This is a genomic window from Frondihabitans sp. VKM Ac-2883 (assembly GCF_015350875.1).
Classification (GTDB): domain Bacteria; phylum Actinomycetota; class Actinomycetes; order Actinomycetales; family Microbacteriaceae; genus Frondihabitans.
This window is the reverse complement of sequence record NZ_JADKSF010000003.1, coordinates 226,651-242,597: the sequence shown is the minus strand read 5'-3', so window position 1 is coordinate 242,597 and position 15,947 is coordinate 226,651. Positions and strand designations below refer to the sequence as shown.

Sequence of the window (15,947 nt, the reverse complement as noted above, 5' to 3'; positions counted from 1 at the left end):
CCTTCGGGTGGGGGAGGGCCGCTCCGTCCGTGTTCCCCGGGGCTCCGAGTGTCGGTGGCGACGGCTAGTCTTTCTCCGTGGTCACCGCTCTATATCGCCGCTACCGGCCCGAGACTTTTGCCGAACTCATCGGTCAGACTCAGGTGACCGATCCGCTCCGCACAGCGTTGCGCACCAACCGCGTCAACCACGCCTATCTCTTCAGCGGCCCACGGGGCTGCGGTAAGACGACGTCGGCGCGGATCCTTGCTCGCTGTCTCAACTGCGCCGAGGGCCCCACCGACACGCCCTGTGGCGTCTGCCCCAGCTGTGTCGAGCTCGCTCGCGACGGCAGCGGCTCGCTCGACGTCATCGAGATCGACGCCGCGAGCCACGGTGGTGTCGAAGACAGCCGCGACCTTCGCGACCGGGCGATCTTCGCGCCGGCTCGCGACCGCTACAAGATCTTCATCCTCGACGAGGCCCACATGGTCACGAACCAGGGCTTCAACGCCCTGCTCAAGATCATCGAAGAGCCGCCCGAGCACGTGAAGTTCATCTTCGCGACCACCGAGCCCGAGAAGGTCATCGGCACGATCCGGTCGCGCACCCACCACTACCCCTTCCGGCTTGTTCCGCCCGCGCAGATGCTCGACTACATCGGGTTGCTCTCCGAGACCGAGGGTGTCGTGGCCGCACCCGGCGTGCTGCCGCTCGTCGTCCGCGCCGGTGGCGGGTCTGTGCGCGACACGCTCTCGCTGCTCGACCAGCTCATGGCCGGGTCCGAGGCAGGATCGATCGAATACGAGCGGGCCGTCGCGCTGCTCGGCTACACGCACGCGTCACTCCTCGACGGCGTGATCGATGCTCTCGGTGCCCGCGACGGTGCCGCGACCTTCGCCGCCATCGATCGAGTCGTCCAAACCGGTCAAGATCCGCGCCGGTTCGTCGAAGACCTCCTCGAGCGCCTGCGCGACCTCATCGTCGTCGGCGCCACCAACGAGGGCGCCTCCGCCGTGCTGCGCGGCATCACCGCCGACGAGCTCGATCACCTCGGCCGCCAGGCCCACTCGTTCGGCCAGGCCGAGCTCTCTCGCTCGGCCGACGTGGTCAACCGGGCACTCACCGACATGACCGGCGCGACCTCGCCGCGACTGCACCTCGAGCTCATGGTCGCGCGCATCCTCGTGCCCGAGAGCGACGAGTCCGGCCGCGGCGCCCTCGCGCGGGTCGAGCGGCTCGAGCGCCGGGTCGGGGTGTCTGATTCCTCCGCTCCTGCCGGCTCTGCCGGGGCTTCTGCTGGAGGCGGCCCTGCTAGTGCTGCCCCTGCTGCTTCGGCTCCTGCCGCTCGTGCTGCTTCTCCGGCTGCCGGTTCTGCCTCTCCCGGTGCTACCGCATCGTCGTCGGCGCCTGCTTCGGCAGCACCGACTTCGTCGACGCCTGCCTCGTCGGCTCCTACTTCGTCCTCTCCAGCGGCCGCCGCCGACGCCTGGGCCCAGGTCGCGCCAGCTGCTGCGCCTGCCGTCTCCAGTGGCTCTTCTGCTCCTTCCGACGTGCCTGCCGCCTCTTCTCCTGCTGCCGTGCCTGCCGTCGCCGATTCGTCGCCCGCGTCGTCGTCGTCTCCGTCGTCCGCCGCTCAGCCGGATCCCGCCGAACCGTCGCTGCCTGGCTCGCCGCACTCCGCAGCCTGGGCGCAGACGCCCGAGGTCGAGAACGCGGTCGAGAAGCCCGGCGCCGGTGTCGCCGGGGGCACCGTCAGCCTGCAGCAGCTCCGCGACAGCTGGCCCGAGATCCTCGAGATCGTCGAGCGCGACAAGCTGTCCGCCTGGATGGTCGTCATGACTGCCACCGTCCGCGACTTCACCGGCGACGTTTTGACTCTCCTGTTCCCGAGTCACAACGACGTCGAGCTGTTCAAGCGACCCGTCGGTGCCGGTGAGGGAGTCAGCGAATTCCTCCGACGTGCCATCCAGCAGGTCCTCGGCATCCGTGTCAAGTACATCGCCCGCGTCGACGAGGCGGGCGGCGCCTTTCAAGCGACGACACCGGCCCAGCCGCCAGCCCCGGCGGCTACGCCGGCGCCCGTCGAGTCGGCCCTCGCCAGTGACTCGCCCGCATCGGCTCCGGCACCGGCTACGGCCCCATCGGCGTCGGCTCCCTCGGCGTCGGCTCAGGCTCCGGCCCAGTCCGCACCACGGGCATCGGCACCGGCGCCCAGCCCTTCGACGTCCGTGTCGCCACCGCCCACCGCGTCTACACCCACTACGGGCTGGGATGTCGCTGCCATCCCGCAGTCCGCTCCACCCGAGCCCGACGAGCCCATCGGCGACATTCCCGAGCCCGACCTTCCAGAAACAATCACGGAGGAGCCGGCCGGAGGAGTGCCCCCGTTAGGCGCGACACCGCCGATCGAGGGCGGGGCGTACCAGTTGCAGCCTGACCCGGCGGGGCGGCAGCCGGATCCTTCGGTTTTGCCTCCGGCCACGGCACCGAGAAGCGCCGGACGCACCATTCCTCAGACGTCGCGCTACGGCGAGGCGGTCGTGCGGGAGATCCTCGGGGCGCAGTTCATCCAGGAAGAGACGATTGCGCCGCGCGTGAGCCCGCTGTCCGCACCACCGAACGAGAGCAACTGACGTGTACGAAGGCATCGTCCAAGACCTGATTGACGAGTTCGGGCGCCTTCCCGGTATCGGGCCGAAGTCGGCTCAGCGCATCGCCTTCCACATCTTGCAGACCGAAACTTTCGACACGACGCGACTCGCCGAACTGCTCGTCGACGTCAAGACCAAGGTGCGGTTCTGCGAGATCTGCGGCAACGTGACCGAAGAAGAGCGGTGCTCGATCTGCCGCGACCCTCGTCGGTCACCCGCGACCATCTGCGTCGTCGAAGAGGCGAAAGACGTGCAGGCGATCGAACGCACCCGTGAGTTCCGCGGCCTGTACCACGTGCTCGGCGGCGCGATCAGCCCCATCGACGGCATCGGTCCCGACGACCTGCGCATCCGCCAGCTCGTGCAGCGCCTCGCCGATGACACCGTCACCGAGGTCATCATCGCGACCGACCCCAACCTCGAGGGCGAGGCCACAGCCACCTACCTGTCGCGGATGCTCTCGCCGTTCGGGCTGCGCGTCACCCGGCTCGCGTCGGGGCTGCCCGTCGGCGGCGACCTCGAATACGCCGACGAGGTCACGCTCGGGCGTGCGTTCGAGGGGCGGCGGGTCGTCAGCGACTAGCTGTGCGCGCGGGCGGGCTTGCTAAGGGCTCGGGGCTCAGGGCTCGGGGCTTGGGGCGCTGCAACCTGACGCGAATCGGCCAAACCGACGCGGCGCGCTGCGTCTGCATGGCCGATTCGCGTCGGTTTGCGTAGCGTCAACCGTCACATCGAGTTATCCACAACTTGCTTGCAGGCCCACCACGCGCATGCTCACTCCGTCATCGTTGATGTATGACATTTTCGCCTGCCGTCTCCCGCCTTATTCGAACGTCTGACCTTCTGCGGGCCGGTCACGACGACCACTTGCTCCGTCGCGCGGCCGATCGGGGCGAGCTCACGCGGATCGTGCCGGGGGTTTTTCTTCCCTCAAGCACCTGGTCCGGCCTCGACCTCAGAGTCCAGCATCTGCTCCGAGCCGAGGCCATCCGGCCAAGAGTGAGCGACAGCAGCGCCTTCTCACATCTCACGGCCGCGGCCTTTCATGGTTGGGCGTCACTCCAGCCGTGGCCCGATAGGCCGGCGGTGACCGATCCCGTCGTAGCTCGATCTCGCAAAGGGGCGACGCGGTTGGTGCACGCGTCTCCTTTGGCATCGACCGACACGGAATGGCGCTACGGATACCGCGTGACGGAGCCCGGTCGAACGGCGCTCGACTTGGCCACGACCCTTCCGTTTGCAGAAGCCGTCGTCTCACTCGACAGCGCTCTCCGCGACCCTCAGGAGCACGGTCCTGTGGTTCCCGGCAGCGATGAAGCCGATAAAACCGTTCTGACTCTCGATCAGCTCGATGAGGCATCTCGTCGACGAGGCACGATTCGAGCCCACCGCCGATTCAAAACTGTGCGGTCGTTCGTGGATGGGCGGTCGGGGTCGCCAGGAGAATCGCTGAGCCGAGTGGTTCTCAGCGAGCGTGAATGGCCGCCACCTGTGCTGCAGCAGCCTTTCGTCGATAAGTGGGGCCTGATCGGGTACGCCGATTTTTGGTGGCCGCAATTCGGTGTGATCGGCGAATTCGACGGCTATGTCAAATACTCACAGGGGAACTACCTCAGAGGGGCGGCCCCTGCCGACGCTGTCGTTGCTGAAAAGCGGCGAGAAGATCGACTCCGGGCGCTCCCCGAGGTTCGTACCGTCGTGCGCTGGATGTGGAGTGACGTCACCCGTGCTGAACGCCTCGACGCGTTGCTCGCGGCCGCAGGCGTGCGGAAGGAAAGGTGATGTGACGCGTTTCGGCCAAACCGACGCGGCGAGCCAGGTCAGATCGGCCGATACGGGCGAGGTCACTGCCGGACCCTCAGCAGCCACCGGCCACAGCGCCGTAACGCCGACGAAACGTCCCATACAATTTCAAGGCCAGTACCCCCGACCCCCCAGGAGCCCTTCCGTGAGCTTGATCGTGCAGAAATTCGGCGGATCGTCCGTTGCCGACGCCGAGAGCATCAAGCGGGTCGCGAAGCGCATCGTCGAGACGCGCAAGGCGGGCAACGAGGTCGTCGTCGCGGTGAGCGCAATGGGCGACACCACCGACGAGTTGCTCGATCTAGCCAACGAGGTCACCCCGATCCCGGCCGGCCGCGAGCTCGACATGCTCCTGACCGCGGGGGAGCGCATCAGCATGGCCCTGCTCGCCATGGCGATCCGCGGTCTGGGTGTCGAGGCCCGCTCCTACACGGGCAGCCAGGCCGGAATGATTACCGACGCCCAGCACGGCAAGGCCCGCATCGTCGACGTCACGCCCGGCCGCATCCGCGAGGCGCTCGACCAGGGTGCGATCGCCATCGTCGCCGGCTTCCAGGGCTTCAACCGGACGACGGGCGACATCACGACTCTCGGTCGCGGCGGATCCGACACCACGGCCGTCGCGCTCGCGGCAGCCCTCGACGCCGACGTCTGCGAGATCTACACCGACGTCGACGGAATCTTCACCGCCGACCCCCGCGTCGTGCCGAAGGCCCGCAAACTCGACCGGATCACCAGCGAAGAGATGCTCGAGCTGGCGGCTGCCGGGTCGAAGGTCCTCTACATCCGCGCGGTCGAGTACGCCCGGCGCCACGGCGTCACCCTGCACGTCCGCTCGTCGTTCAACAACAACGAGGGCACACTTGTCGTCAACCCGAAAGAGGGAGAGAACGTGGAAGAGCCGATCATCGCCGGTGTGGCCGGAGACCTCAGCGAGGGCAAAATCACGGTCGTCGGCGTGCCCGACAAGCCCGGTAAGGCGGCCGAGATCTTCCGCACCGTCGCCAAGACTGGCGCGAACATCGACATGATCGTGCAGAACGTCTCCGCTGCAGCGACGAGCCTCACCGACATCTCGTTCACCCTGCCGAAGTCAGACGGAACGACCGTCATGCAGGCTCTCGAATCCGAGCGCGAGGCGATCCAGTTCCAGAGCCTCCTGTACGACGACCAGATCGGCAAGCTCGCCCTGGTCGGAGCAGGCATGCGCACCAACGCCGGGGTCAGCGCAAAGCTCTTCACCGCTCTCTACGAGTCGGGCATCAACATCGAGATGATCTCGACCAGCGAGATCCGCATCTCGGTGGTCACGCGGGCCGACACCCTCAACGACGCCCTCCGAGTGGTCCATGCCGCTTTCGGCCTCGACAGCGACGAGATAGCGGTCGTGCACGGCGGCACCGGCCGCTGACGCGCCGGAAAGAAACAAGGATCCCACGGGGTTCTGCGAGCAGACACCTCGCCCCACGACACCCCCAACACCCCGCGACACGACACGAAAGAGACGAACCATGGCTGTAGGACTCCGCGTAGGCGTTGTCGGCGCAACCGGCCAAGTGGGCGCCGTGATGCGCCGCCTGCTCGAGGAGCGCGAGTTCCCGATCGCCGAGATCCGTTTCTTCGCGACGTCGCGCTCGGCCGGCACGACGTTGCCGTTCCGCGGCGAAGAGGTCGTCGTCGAAGACATCGAGTCGGCCGATCCGTCGGGCCTCGACATTGCTCTGTTCTCGGCCGGTGCGACGGGGTCGAAGAAGCACGGGCCGCGGTTCGCCGACGCCGGAGTGCTCGTAATCGACAATTCGAGTGCGTGGCGCATGGATCCTGATGTTCCCCTGGTCGTGAGCGAGGTCAACCCGCACGCGATCGACGAGGCCGTCAAGGGCATCGTCGCCAACCCGAACTGCACGACCATGGCGGCCATGCCGGTGCTCAAGGTGCTCGACGCCGAAGCAGGCCTCGAACGCCTGACCGTCAGCACCTATCAGGCGGTCTCCGGGTCGGGGCTCGCCGGGGCCGAAGAGCTACTGTCACAGGTGACCGCGGCTGTGGCGCAAGACACGATCGGCCTCGTGCAAGACGGCTCCGCGGTGAACTTCCCCGAGCCGGTCAAGTACGTCGCACCGATCGCGTTCGACGTGATCCCGTTCGCCGGCAACCTCGTCGACGACGGCCTGAACGAGACCGACGAGGAGAAGAAGCTCCGCAACGAGAGCCGCAAGATCCTCGAGCTTCCCGACCTGCGTGTCAGCGGAACCTGCGTGCGCGTTCCCGTCTTCACCGGCCACTCGCTGTCGATCAACGTCGAGTTCGCTCGCGACATCACGCCTGAGCGGGCCACCGAGATCCTCTCGTCCGCGCCGGGTGTCGTTCTCACCGATGTGCCGACGCCGCTGCAGGCTGCCGGGCAAGATCCGAGTTTCGTCGGGCGCATCCGCCACGACGAGGGGGCGCCGGGCAACCGCGGCCTGGCCCTGTTCATCTCGAACGACAACCTGCGCAAGGGGGCCGCGTTGAACGCCGTGCAGATCGCCGAGATCGTGGCTGAGAGGCGTGCGAGCGCGACGGCTTAGAATCGGCGTCGTGACTGTTGCAACGGAGCCCATCGACGTCGCCCTCATCGGCGGCGGAATCATGTCTGCGACCCTGGGGGCGCTGCTGAAGCAGCTCCAGCCCGACTGGTCGATCGAGATCTACGAGGCGCTGAACGACGTCGCGCAGGAGAGCAGCAACCCGTGGAACAACGCGGGCACCGGCCACTCCGCCCTGTGCGAGTTGAACTACACCCCGCAGAAGGCTGACGGCTCGATCGAGATCTCGAGTGCCGTCAAGGTCAACGAGCAATTTCAGGTCTCGCGCCAGTTCTGGTCGTTCCTGATCGGCGAGGGCGCGCTGCCCGAGCCCGATCATTTCATCAACGAGACACCGCACATGAGCTTCGTCTGGGGCGCAGCCAACGTCGAGTACCTCCGCAAACGGCATGAGGCTCTCGACGGACACCCGCTCTTCAAAGGCATGGAGTTCAGCGACGACCCGAAAACGATCGCCAAGTGGGCCCCGTCGCTCATTCCCGGCCGCGCCGCCGGGCAGCCGATCGCCGCGACCCACATTCTCGCGGGCACCGACGTCGACTTCGGCTCGCTCACGCGTGAGCTGCTCGACTACCTCACGAGCAACGGCGCCGGGCTGTCGCTCGGGCACCGGGTCACGAACCTGACCAAGAATCGCGACAGCACCTGGACCATCGCCCTCAACCGCGGTGCGACGAACGAGCCCATCGAGGTTCGTGCGCGATTCGTGTTCGTGGGTGCCGGCGGCGGCGCTCTCGGGCTCCTGCAGAAGTCGGGCATCCGCGAGATTAGAGGGTTCGGCGGTTTTCCGGTGTCGGGCGAGTTCCTTCGCACCGACAACCCCGAGGTCGTGGCCACCCATCAGGCGAAGGTGTACGGCAAGGCGTCGGTCGGCGCCCCGCCCATGTCGGTGCCCCACCTCGACACCCGAGTCGTCGACGGCGAGGCGAGCCTCATGTTCGGGCCCTACGCGGGGTTCAGCCCGAAGTTCCTCAAGAGCGGCTCTTATCTCGACCTGTTCAAGTCGATCCGTCTGCACAACCTTTACCCGATGATCCGGGTCGGGCTGGCGAACCTCGACCTCATCAAGTACCTCGTGAGCCAGCTCGCCGCCTCCAAGCGAACCAAGTTCGAGGCCCTTCTCGAGTTCATGCCGAACGCCGACCCGAAAGACTGGTACCGCATCACCGCCGGTCAGCGCGTCCAGGTCATCAAGAAAGACGCCAAGAAGGGCGGGGTGCTGCAGTTCGGAACCGAAGTCGTCGCGGCGGCCGACGGGTCGATCGCAGGCCTCCTCGGTGCGTCGCCGGGTGCCTCTACCGCCGTGCCGATCATGCTCGACGTGCTCGAGCGCTGCTTTCCGTCGAAGAAAAACGAGTGGGCTCCCAAGCTCAAGCGGATGATCCCGACAGTCGGCGAGCTGCTTGCAGTCGACGAGCAGAAGGCGGCGGCGACCATGCAGGCCACGGCGGAAACCCTCAGGATCCACGCCTGAGCCCGATCACCCCGACGCCGGGGTCTCTTTGACGTGAACGAGGGCCTCGGTCTCCGGCATGTTTGGCTTCGTGAAGCTCGCGCGCCCGTGCGGGCACCCCTGGACCGCGTTCGGGGCACAAATCCCGGGCAGGCGACAATCACTTTCGCCTCTGTCCCCTGAAACCGGGGTACACAGAGAGGCGCCGGGTTTGCCATACTTCGAGTAGCCCCCGGCACCCCTCGGCGGCTGCGATGCCTTGAGAGAAGGAGGATGCGTGCTGCTCGGCCTCCCGACCCACCTCGCTCCTCAAAGCTCGGCACGAGCCATCGCACGAGCCTGTCACGCGATCGCCACGGTCCTTCTCGTAGCTGCCACGGTCCTGCTCATCACGCTCCAGTTCGCGCGTCCGGCCCTGATCCTCTGGCCCGCTCTGATTGCGCTGGTGCCGATGCTCCTGCTGCTCGTTCTGGTCGAGCGGGTCCGGTCGACCCTGACGATCGTGGCGTACCTCGTCGTCGGCGGTGCCTCTGTGTACGTGTACGCCATCACCGTCCTCTCGCAGATCGCCAGCGTCGACTCTTCCGACGCGTTCACGGTCTCGCTCCCCAAGCTCGCGCTCATTCTGGTCGGGGGATCGGGGCTCTCCGCTCGCCGCGGCCCGCTCTGGGCCACGGTCGGTCTCGTGCTCGGGGAGGTGGCGACGCAGGTCGCGTCGTTCCAGACGGGGTCTGCTCACCGGGTCGATGTGGCGGCGCTGCTGTGCTTCCTCTTGATCGTTGCCACGATGGGCGGATCCTTGGTCGCTCGCGAACGGGCCTCGCGCCTGCAGCCGAACCTCCACCGGGCCGCCCGAGAAGAGCAGGTTTCGGTCATGCGGTTCGAGATCGAGCAGCAGGCCTCCGCGCTCGTTCACGACACCGTCCTCAGCCATCTCGCGGCGCTGTCGCTGAGCGAGCCCGGGCGACTCGACCCTGAGCTCCGCGGGGCGATGGAGCGCGACCTGCAGGTGCTCATCGGGCAGGAGTGGCTGGAGCAGGCTGACTCCAGAGACAGCGCGTTCGACGAGTGGGAGACCTCACCGCTGGGGATGGCCGTCATCCGAGCCGAAGACCAGGGCCTCGACGTGACGGTGACGGGCGACGTCGCCGCTCTGACGAGGCTCACCGCCGAGCGGGCGAAGGCGCTCGCCCTGGCCGTGACCCAGTGCTTCGCGAATGTACTCCGGCACTCCGGCACGACCGAGGCGGAGCTCGTGATTCTCGGCGCCGGCCCCGACGTGTCGATCATGGTGATCGATAACGGCGTGGGCTTCACCGAGAGCGAGACCCCGCGAGACCGTCTCGGCGTGCGCAACTCCGTCAGGGCCCGCATCGAGCGCGTCGGCGGCACCGTGCAGATCTGGTCGTCACCCGGCAGCGGCACCTCGGTCATGATCGGACTGCCAGCCGACGCGCAGCAGGCCGACGCGCAGCCGGCCGACACGCAGCAGGCCGACGCGCAGCCGGCTGACACACAGCAGACCGACGCGGAAGACGCCGCGTGAGCGCCCGAGAAGACACCGCCCAGCAGATCGATCCGCTCGGCGCGCTGAAGCTACGACCCATTCCGCTCGGTCTCGCGTTCTTCGTCGGCGCCCTCGCCCTGTGGCGAACGCTGTTCCTGAGTGATGCGAACGTCGACCACGCTCTCACCGTGCTCGCACTCGTGTTCCTCGCCGGGGCGATCGTCATCGTCGCAGTCGCCTCGAGCAGCATGCGCGCCCCGCTGCGGCGGTCGCATTTCATCGCGCTCGTCGTTCTCGCCATCGGTGCGATGGTCGCCGAAGCGCTCGCGTCAGCGGGTTCTGACGGGTTGATCCGCGACGACTGGGGGCCGACGGCCGTCGGGCTCTTGTTGCTCTCGTGCGCGCCCTATCGACCGGCGCGCGACCTCGTCGTGGCGACCAGTGTCGGATCCTTGGTCGCTGCCGTGGTCGTCGCATTCGAGGTTCCGTACTTCGAGACTCCTGCGCCCCTGCTGGCCTACCTCGCCATCGGGGTCACACCGCTCTCGGCGCTGGGAGTGGGGGCGGCGGCCTACTCGTCGTCGTTCGTATTCCAGGTGCGGGCGTGGATGGCCCGTGCCAGCACGCTGAACGACGAGGATGCTTCGTCGCTCCGCCCGGGTATCGCCCGCTCGGTGCAGCAGGATCGCGTGACAGGACTGAACCGCGACGTCGTGCCGTTCTTCTCGCAGCTCGTCGAAAGCGGAGAGATCACCGCCGACGACAGCCGTCGCGCGGGCGAGGTCGCCACCGTGATTCGGCGTCGCATCGTCGACGACGCCGACCGCTCCTGGCTCGAGCAGGCCATGCTCGACGGCAGCCCGCAGGGCGAGGTGGGCACAGTGCTCGACCGGTCGCAGCTGGCAGTCCACATGACCGGCGATCAGCGCACGGCGATCCGTGCGATCGTGAGTGCGCTCGCCGTCGACGCCACCACCCGCACCTCCAGTCTGAGCGTCGTGCTTCACGACGACGACCCGGTTGTCCGGGCACTTCTCCGCATCGAGAGCACTTCGCCCGACGTTGCCATCCGGCAGCGCTACGCCCCCTATTTCGCCGTCCTCCGCATCCTTTTCGCCGACCTCCATGTCGACGTGAACGGATCCCTCCTGACACTAAGGTTTTCTTATGACCAGCACTGATTCGAACGGTAGCAACACTCTCCGGTCGGCTTCGGCGCGGCCCGCTCCGGTCGCTTCCTGGAACTCCCTCACGCCCGATGCGCCGTCTCAGCGTCGCGTCCGTCTGGCGATCCTCGACGACCACGAAGTCCTCCTCGACAGTCTGTCGAGCTGGATCAACGTAAACGCTTACGACTTCGACCTCGTGCTCACCGCTCATACCTGGCTGCAGCTGGTGCACAGCGATAACTTCCCGACCGACCTGGTGTTCCTCGACTTCCAGCTCAAAGAGCCGGTGTCGATCGAGGCGCGTGTCCGCACCTGCCGCGCCGCCGGTGCCAAGGTCGTCGTGCTCTCGAGCCTCGACACGCGAGAGTCGCGCGAGAGGGCACTCGACGCCGGCGCCTCCGCCTTCCTCTCGAAGGCCCTGCCCATGCGCGAGGTGATGGATGCCGCTCGCCAGGTGATGGGTGTGGCCCGCGACAGCGCTCCCCAGCGCGACTGGCGCCCGCTGCCCGTCGGTGCGGCCAACCAGAGCCGCCCCAAGCTCAGCGCGGGCGAGGCTGAGGCCTTCCGTCTCTATGTATCGGGCTTCTCGACCAACGAGGTCGCGCAGCAGATGAACGTGCAGTACGAGACCGCGAAGACGTACCTGCGTCGCGTGCGCGAGAAGTACGCCAAAGCGAACCGTCCGGCCTCGAAGAAGGCCGAGCTCATTCGTCGCGCGGCCGAAGACGGCTACCTGCAGTAGGGCGCTGTAACCTCTCGGGGTGGCGAAACTCTACTTCCGGTACGGCGCGATGAACTCCGGCAAGAGCACGTCGCTGCTCCAGGCCGCCTACAACTACGAAGAGCGCCACCAGCGGGTGCTCCTCGCGAAGCCCGACACCGACACCAAGGGCGACGACCAGATCGTCTCCCGGCTCGGCGTGACTCGCACGACCGACTTCCTGGTGCGCCCGGGCGACGACCTCGCCGAGACGTTCGCGGCCGCCCGTCGGGCCGTGGTCGCCGAGACCGACACCGAAGGATCCAGCCGCGACGTCGCCTGCCTCCTCGTCGACGAGGCTCAATTCCTCTCGGCGCCCCAGGTCGACGCCCTGCTGCGGATCGCCGTCCGCGACGACATTCCCGTACTGGCCTACGGCATCCGCACCGACTTCCGCACGCACGCGTTCGAGGGGGCTGCGCGGCTGTTCGAGGTGGCCCACTCGCTCGAAGAGCTGAAGACGATCTGCCGGTGCGGCCGCAAGGCGATCTTCAACGCGCGCCTGTTCGACGGCCGCTACGTGTTCGACGGCGAGCAGGTCGCTATCGACGGCGAGAAGGTCACCTACGAGGCGCTGTGCGGGGCCTGCTACCTCGACGAGTCGGGCGGCGCGCTGGCCTAGATGGCACCGCCTAGCTGACCTGGATCTCGGCGTGCCCGGCGGAGTCCACGATCGTCACGTGCGCCGTCGTCGCAGTCCCACCCGCGACGACCACTCGGCAGCTGAACGACACGCTCACCGCGAGGGCCTCGGAGGCGGGGCACGCCACCCGGGCCGGTTCTGACTTCAGGGCCGACGTGTAGGCGGCGGCGATCGACGACTGGGCCTGCGCCCGCGAGTACACGAGTGCTCCGTCGGGCTGCGGGATTCCGATCACGGGCGCCTGGCCAGGGGCCGAGGATCCGGCAGCCCCCGCGGGGCTCACCGCCACGGGCCCGTAACTGCCGGCCACGGCCAGCGCCGTCTCCGTCGTCTGGCCGAGCAGGGACACCGCACAGAGCACGAGCCCCGCGACGGCGCGCGCACGTCCGATCGGCACCAGCCCTCGGGCCTCCCACCCGTTCGCGCGGACGATGCCGACGATGCTGCAGATGAGGCCGACGACGGTCCAGAGCGACCAGACGGTGTAGAGCCGGCCGGTCACGACCGTGACGCCGACCACGCCGATCAGAATGAGGGTGCTGAGGATTCCAAGCGCGAACCCGTTTCGCGCAGGGCGGTTGATCGCCCGCACGAGCGGCACTCGCCGCTGCTGACGGGCGAAGGGCACCCCGGTGCCGTACACGGCGTGATCGGGCTGCTGCGGGGCGTTGGCGATCCAGGCTGCGGGCGTCGACCAGCGGGCAGTCGCCGGCGAGGCAGAGCCGTGGTGGGCGTTCTCGTGCGCCAGAGGATTTACCGGCACATACGTGGACTGCGTGCGATCACTCGCCGGTGGGCAGGGGGTCGCGGTTGGGGAGGTCGCTGTCACGCCGGATGCAGGGCCCCCTCCGACCGGACGTGCCTCGCGGAGGCTGCGCCGGGTCGGAAGCGCGGCCTCGCTGCAGTCGACGAACGCCTCGGAGGGGAGGCTTTCGAGCGTCTCGGTCGTCCAGTTCTCACCGCTCCACCAGCGGTACGGCGCCCGGCCCGAGGGGTCGACGTACCAGCCCGAAACGGGCGCCCTGGTGGTGGTGTCGGTCACGCGATTCTCCCCTGATAAGTCGCGATCACAGCCTAGGCAGGGCGTCACAGCCGGGGGAGCCCCCAAGCGGGTCACGCGGCTACTTCGTGACGGTCAGGGTGCCGGCCGAGGCCTTGCTCGACGCCGTCGAGGTCGACCCGCTGAAGCTCGTCGTGATCGAGTATTTCTTCGCCGTGGTGAACTTGGGCAGCGACAGCGTCACGCGACCCTTCTTCGCGCTCGTCAGGGAGTAGCGCTTGACGACCTTGCCGTTGGCCGACACGGTCACGGTTCCCGTCGGTGCTGTGACGCCCGGGGCGCTGACGGCGACGGCCACCTGGGGCGTGCCACTGCGGGCGATCTTCGCGTGCGACAGCGAGGAGCGCGTCGTCGACTTCGCTTTCGTCACTGCCACCGTGACGGTCGACGATGTCGACGCCGCGAAGGACTCCGACGACGGCGCATACGTTGCCTTGAGCGCGTACGAGCCGGCAGCGAGTGTCTTCGGCAGCGTGTACGCGACGGCGCCATTCTTCGGCACAGCGCCCTTCGAGACGGTGGTTCCGCCGCGCTTGAGGGTCAGCGTGCCGTTGGGAATGCCGCCCTCGCCATCCGAGACCCTCGCGGTCGCGGTGATACGGGTCGACGAGCCGTAGGCCTGCGTGGCTCGGTTGACCTTCAGGGTCGTGGTGGTCGCCGCGGTGGCCGGCTTCTTGGCCGAGAAGGTCGGGGCCGTCCCGAGACGGACCGACACGACCGCCCCGGACGACGGGTTGAGCGAGGTGACTTTGAGCGAGAAGCCGTTGCCGTAGTCGGTGAAGCTCTCGCCCTTGTCGAGGTGGGTGTCGCGGCGCGTGGGGTCGTTCTTCGAGTCGAGCCCAGCGGCGAGCACGACGGTGGCGGGGTAGGTGCGCGAGTCGTTCGAGTTGGGGAGGGTGCGCAGGATCCTGACGCTGCCGCTCGTGGCGCTACTTCCGAGCGCGCACAGCGTGAACCCGCCCGTGATCGACTCGCAGTTCTGTCGGTAGCCCGCGAACTCGGCATTCGACGCGTCGGCTCCGGTCTTGGTGCGGTACTCCACGTAGTAGACGGCCTTGCTGACCGGGTCGACGATACGGAGCGAGCGGCCCGAGGCGCTACCGGAAAGCGGCTTGATGGTGAAGCTCCTGGTGCCGACCGCGCTGTCGTCGGTCACATCGCTGATGTAGCCGGCGAGGGAGCGCTGCAGGCTCGAAAGCCCGGGCCTGGCACCGTTCAAGGAATAGCCCATGATGTCGGCGTAGTCGCCGTACTCGCGGACGGGGCACTGGACGCTCGTAGTCGTGTTCGCGGGTACGAGGGAGAAGTCGTTGTCGGTTCCGTCGAAGACCTTGGCGCTGCGGCAGAAGCCGGCGTTGGCGTGCTGAAAACCGAGGTTGTGGCCGAACTCGTGCAGCAGGATCGGGACGGCCAGCGACTGCTCCGTGCCGTAACCGCTGAAGATTAGACCGCCGTTGCCGCCCAGGGTGCCGAAGGCCACAGTGCCGCAGGCCTCGCGGCTGAGCACGAGGAGGTGGCGGTGCGTGTTGATCCAGGAGAAGTTCGCGAAGGAGCCGCCGAAGGCCTTGGCTGAGACGCCGTTGAGGGTGGTGTTGGCGTCACAGGTCTTCTGGGCGAGCGAGTCGTTCTCGATTCCGGCGAGCTGGATGTCGACGGTGTGCGACGACTGCTCCCACCAGTAGTCGTGGAGCGACGAGACGGCGGCCTTGATCGAGGCGTCGTCGAGCTTGAGGCTTGAGGAGTCGTCGGCCGTTGTGGCGGTTGCGGCAGCGCGGCTGACGTAGATCTTCTCGACACTGACCGTGGACGCTGCCTGAGCTGACTGGGACTGCGCCGACTCGGAGTGCGCCGACTCAGACTGCGTGGTCGCGCCGGTGCTTCGTCGGGAGGAGGGGATCGAGGCGGTGGGCGGCACGGCGATCATGTCGCCGGAGAGGTCGGCCGTGGCCGGAGCGGCGGCGGCCGTCTGTGACTGGGGGGCCTCAGCGGCGGTGGCCGCGGTGGGTCCGGTTGTTAGCACGCTCGCGAGTATCGCGGCGGCGGTCAGGGTGGTCAGGGCAGCGCGAAGCGCTGCCGGCCGGGGTTTCATCACTGGGGATCCTCGTGGTCTTCGGGGTCTTTCCCCACAACGATCAAAACAGAGAACGCTCGTTCTCACGAGTCCCCGTAGTGGTCACGTGCTCTCAGTTCTCGTGTCGTGGCTCCGAATTTGAAGGAGATCCGGCGCTTCGCAACCCAAAACATCAGGATCCGACGGGGTCACCCCCACGTTTCTCCTTCGAATTCGGGAGCCCACCTTCGCATCTCGGACCCGCGCCGCCCGAAGGGAGC

General features: G+C 67.6%; 12 protein-coding genes. 10 read left to right on the top strand and 2 right to left on the bottom strand.

All coding sequences use genetic code 11. The features are described 5' to 3' along the window. Nucleotides 1-77 precede the first annotated feature (77 nt). From ITJ49_RS07330 to ITJ49_RS07285, 10 genes are all read left to right on the top strand, one after another. Nucleotides 78-2,615, top strand: coding sequence for a DNA polymerase III subunit gamma and tau (locus ITJ49_RS07330; RefSeq protein ID WP_194603406.1), 2,538 nt, complete (start codon nucleotides 78-80; stop codon nucleotides 2,613-2,615). A 1-nt stretch (nucleotide 2,616) separates the two neighbouring features. Next, nucleotides 2,617-3,216, top strand: coding sequence for a recombination mediator RecR (gene recR, locus ITJ49_RS07325; protein ID WP_055959575.1), 600 nt, complete (start codon nucleotides 2,617-2,619; stop codon nucleotides 3,214-3,216). A 503-nt stretch (nucleotides 3,217-3,719) separates the two neighbouring features. Further along, nucleotides 3,720-4,415, top strand: coding sequence for a hypothetical protein (locus ITJ49_RS07320; RefSeq protein ID WP_194603403.1), 696 nt, complete (start codon nucleotides 3,720-3,722; stop codon nucleotides 4,413-4,415). Nucleotides 4,416-4,581: 166 nt separating this feature from the next. After that, nucleotides 4,582-5,847, top strand: coding sequence for an aspartate kinase (locus ITJ49_RS07315; protein WP_055959571.1), 1,266 nt, complete (start codon nucleotides 4,582-4,584; stop codon nucleotides 5,845-5,847). A 100-nt stretch (nucleotides 5,848-5,947) separates the two neighbouring features. Continuing rightward, entirely contained in the window at nucleotides 5,948-7,006 is a 1,059-nt protein-coding gene (locus ITJ49_RS07310; RefSeq protein WP_194603400.1) for an aspartate-semialdehyde dehydrogenase, read from the top strand. 10 nt (nucleotides 7,007-7,016) lie between these two features. Continuing rightward, nucleotides 7,017-8,498 carry a malate:quinone oxidoreductase gene (locus ITJ49_RS07305; RefSeq protein WP_194603396.1) on the top strand — a complete coding sequence of 494 codons (1,482 nt, stop codon included), beginning with the start codon at nucleotides 7,017-7,019 and terminating at the stop codon, nucleotides 8,496-8,498. A gap of 256 nt (nucleotides 8,499-8,754) precedes the next feature. Next, nucleotides 8,755-10,023: a sensor histidine kinase gene (locus ITJ49_RS07300; RefSeq protein WP_194603393.1), complete on the top strand. Its 1,269-nt coding sequence runs from the start codon at nucleotides 8,755-8,757 to the stop codon at nucleotides 10,021-10,023. Next, nucleotides 10,020-11,165, top strand: coding sequence for a hypothetical protein (locus ITJ49_RS07295; protein ID WP_194603390.1), 1,146 nt, complete (start codon nucleotides 10,020-10,022; stop codon nucleotides 11,163-11,165). Before ITJ49_RS07300 ends, ITJ49_RS07295 begins: the two co-directional genes overlap by 4 nt. Beyond that, nucleotides 11,152-11,895, top strand: a complete 744-nt coding sequence (locus tag ITJ49_RS07290) for a response regulator (RefSeq protein ID WP_194603387.1) — start codon at nucleotides 11,152-11,154, stop codon at nucleotides 11,893-11,895. Before ITJ49_RS07295 ends, ITJ49_RS07290 begins: the two co-directional genes overlap by 14 nt. Nucleotides 11,896-11,914: 19 nt before the next feature. After that, complete coding sequence (locus ITJ49_RS07285) at nucleotides 11,915-12,535, top strand: thymidine kinase (RefSeq protein WP_123941925.1); 621 nt, start codon at nucleotides 11,915-11,917, stop codon at nucleotides 12,533-12,535. A gap of 10 nt (nucleotides 12,536-12,545) precedes the next feature. Here the strand turns inward: ITJ49_RS07285 and ITJ49_RS07280 are convergent, their stop codons facing one another. Together ITJ49_RS07280 and ITJ49_RS17870 are read right to left on the bottom strand one after the other, a co-directional pair. Then, a complete protein-coding gene (locus ITJ49_RS07280; RefSeq protein ID WP_194603384.1) occupies nucleotides 12,546-13,598 on the bottom strand; it encodes a DUF4333 domain-containing protein in 1,053 nt (350 codons plus the stop codon). A gap of 79 nt (nucleotides 13,599-13,677) precedes the next feature. Then, nucleotides 13,678-15,705, bottom strand: a complete 2,028-nt coding sequence (locus ITJ49_RS17870) for an Ig-like domain-containing protein (protein ID WP_194603381.1) — start codon at nucleotides 15,703-15,705, stop codon at nucleotides 13,678-13,680. Nucleotides 15,706-15,947: the final 242 nt, after the last annotated feature.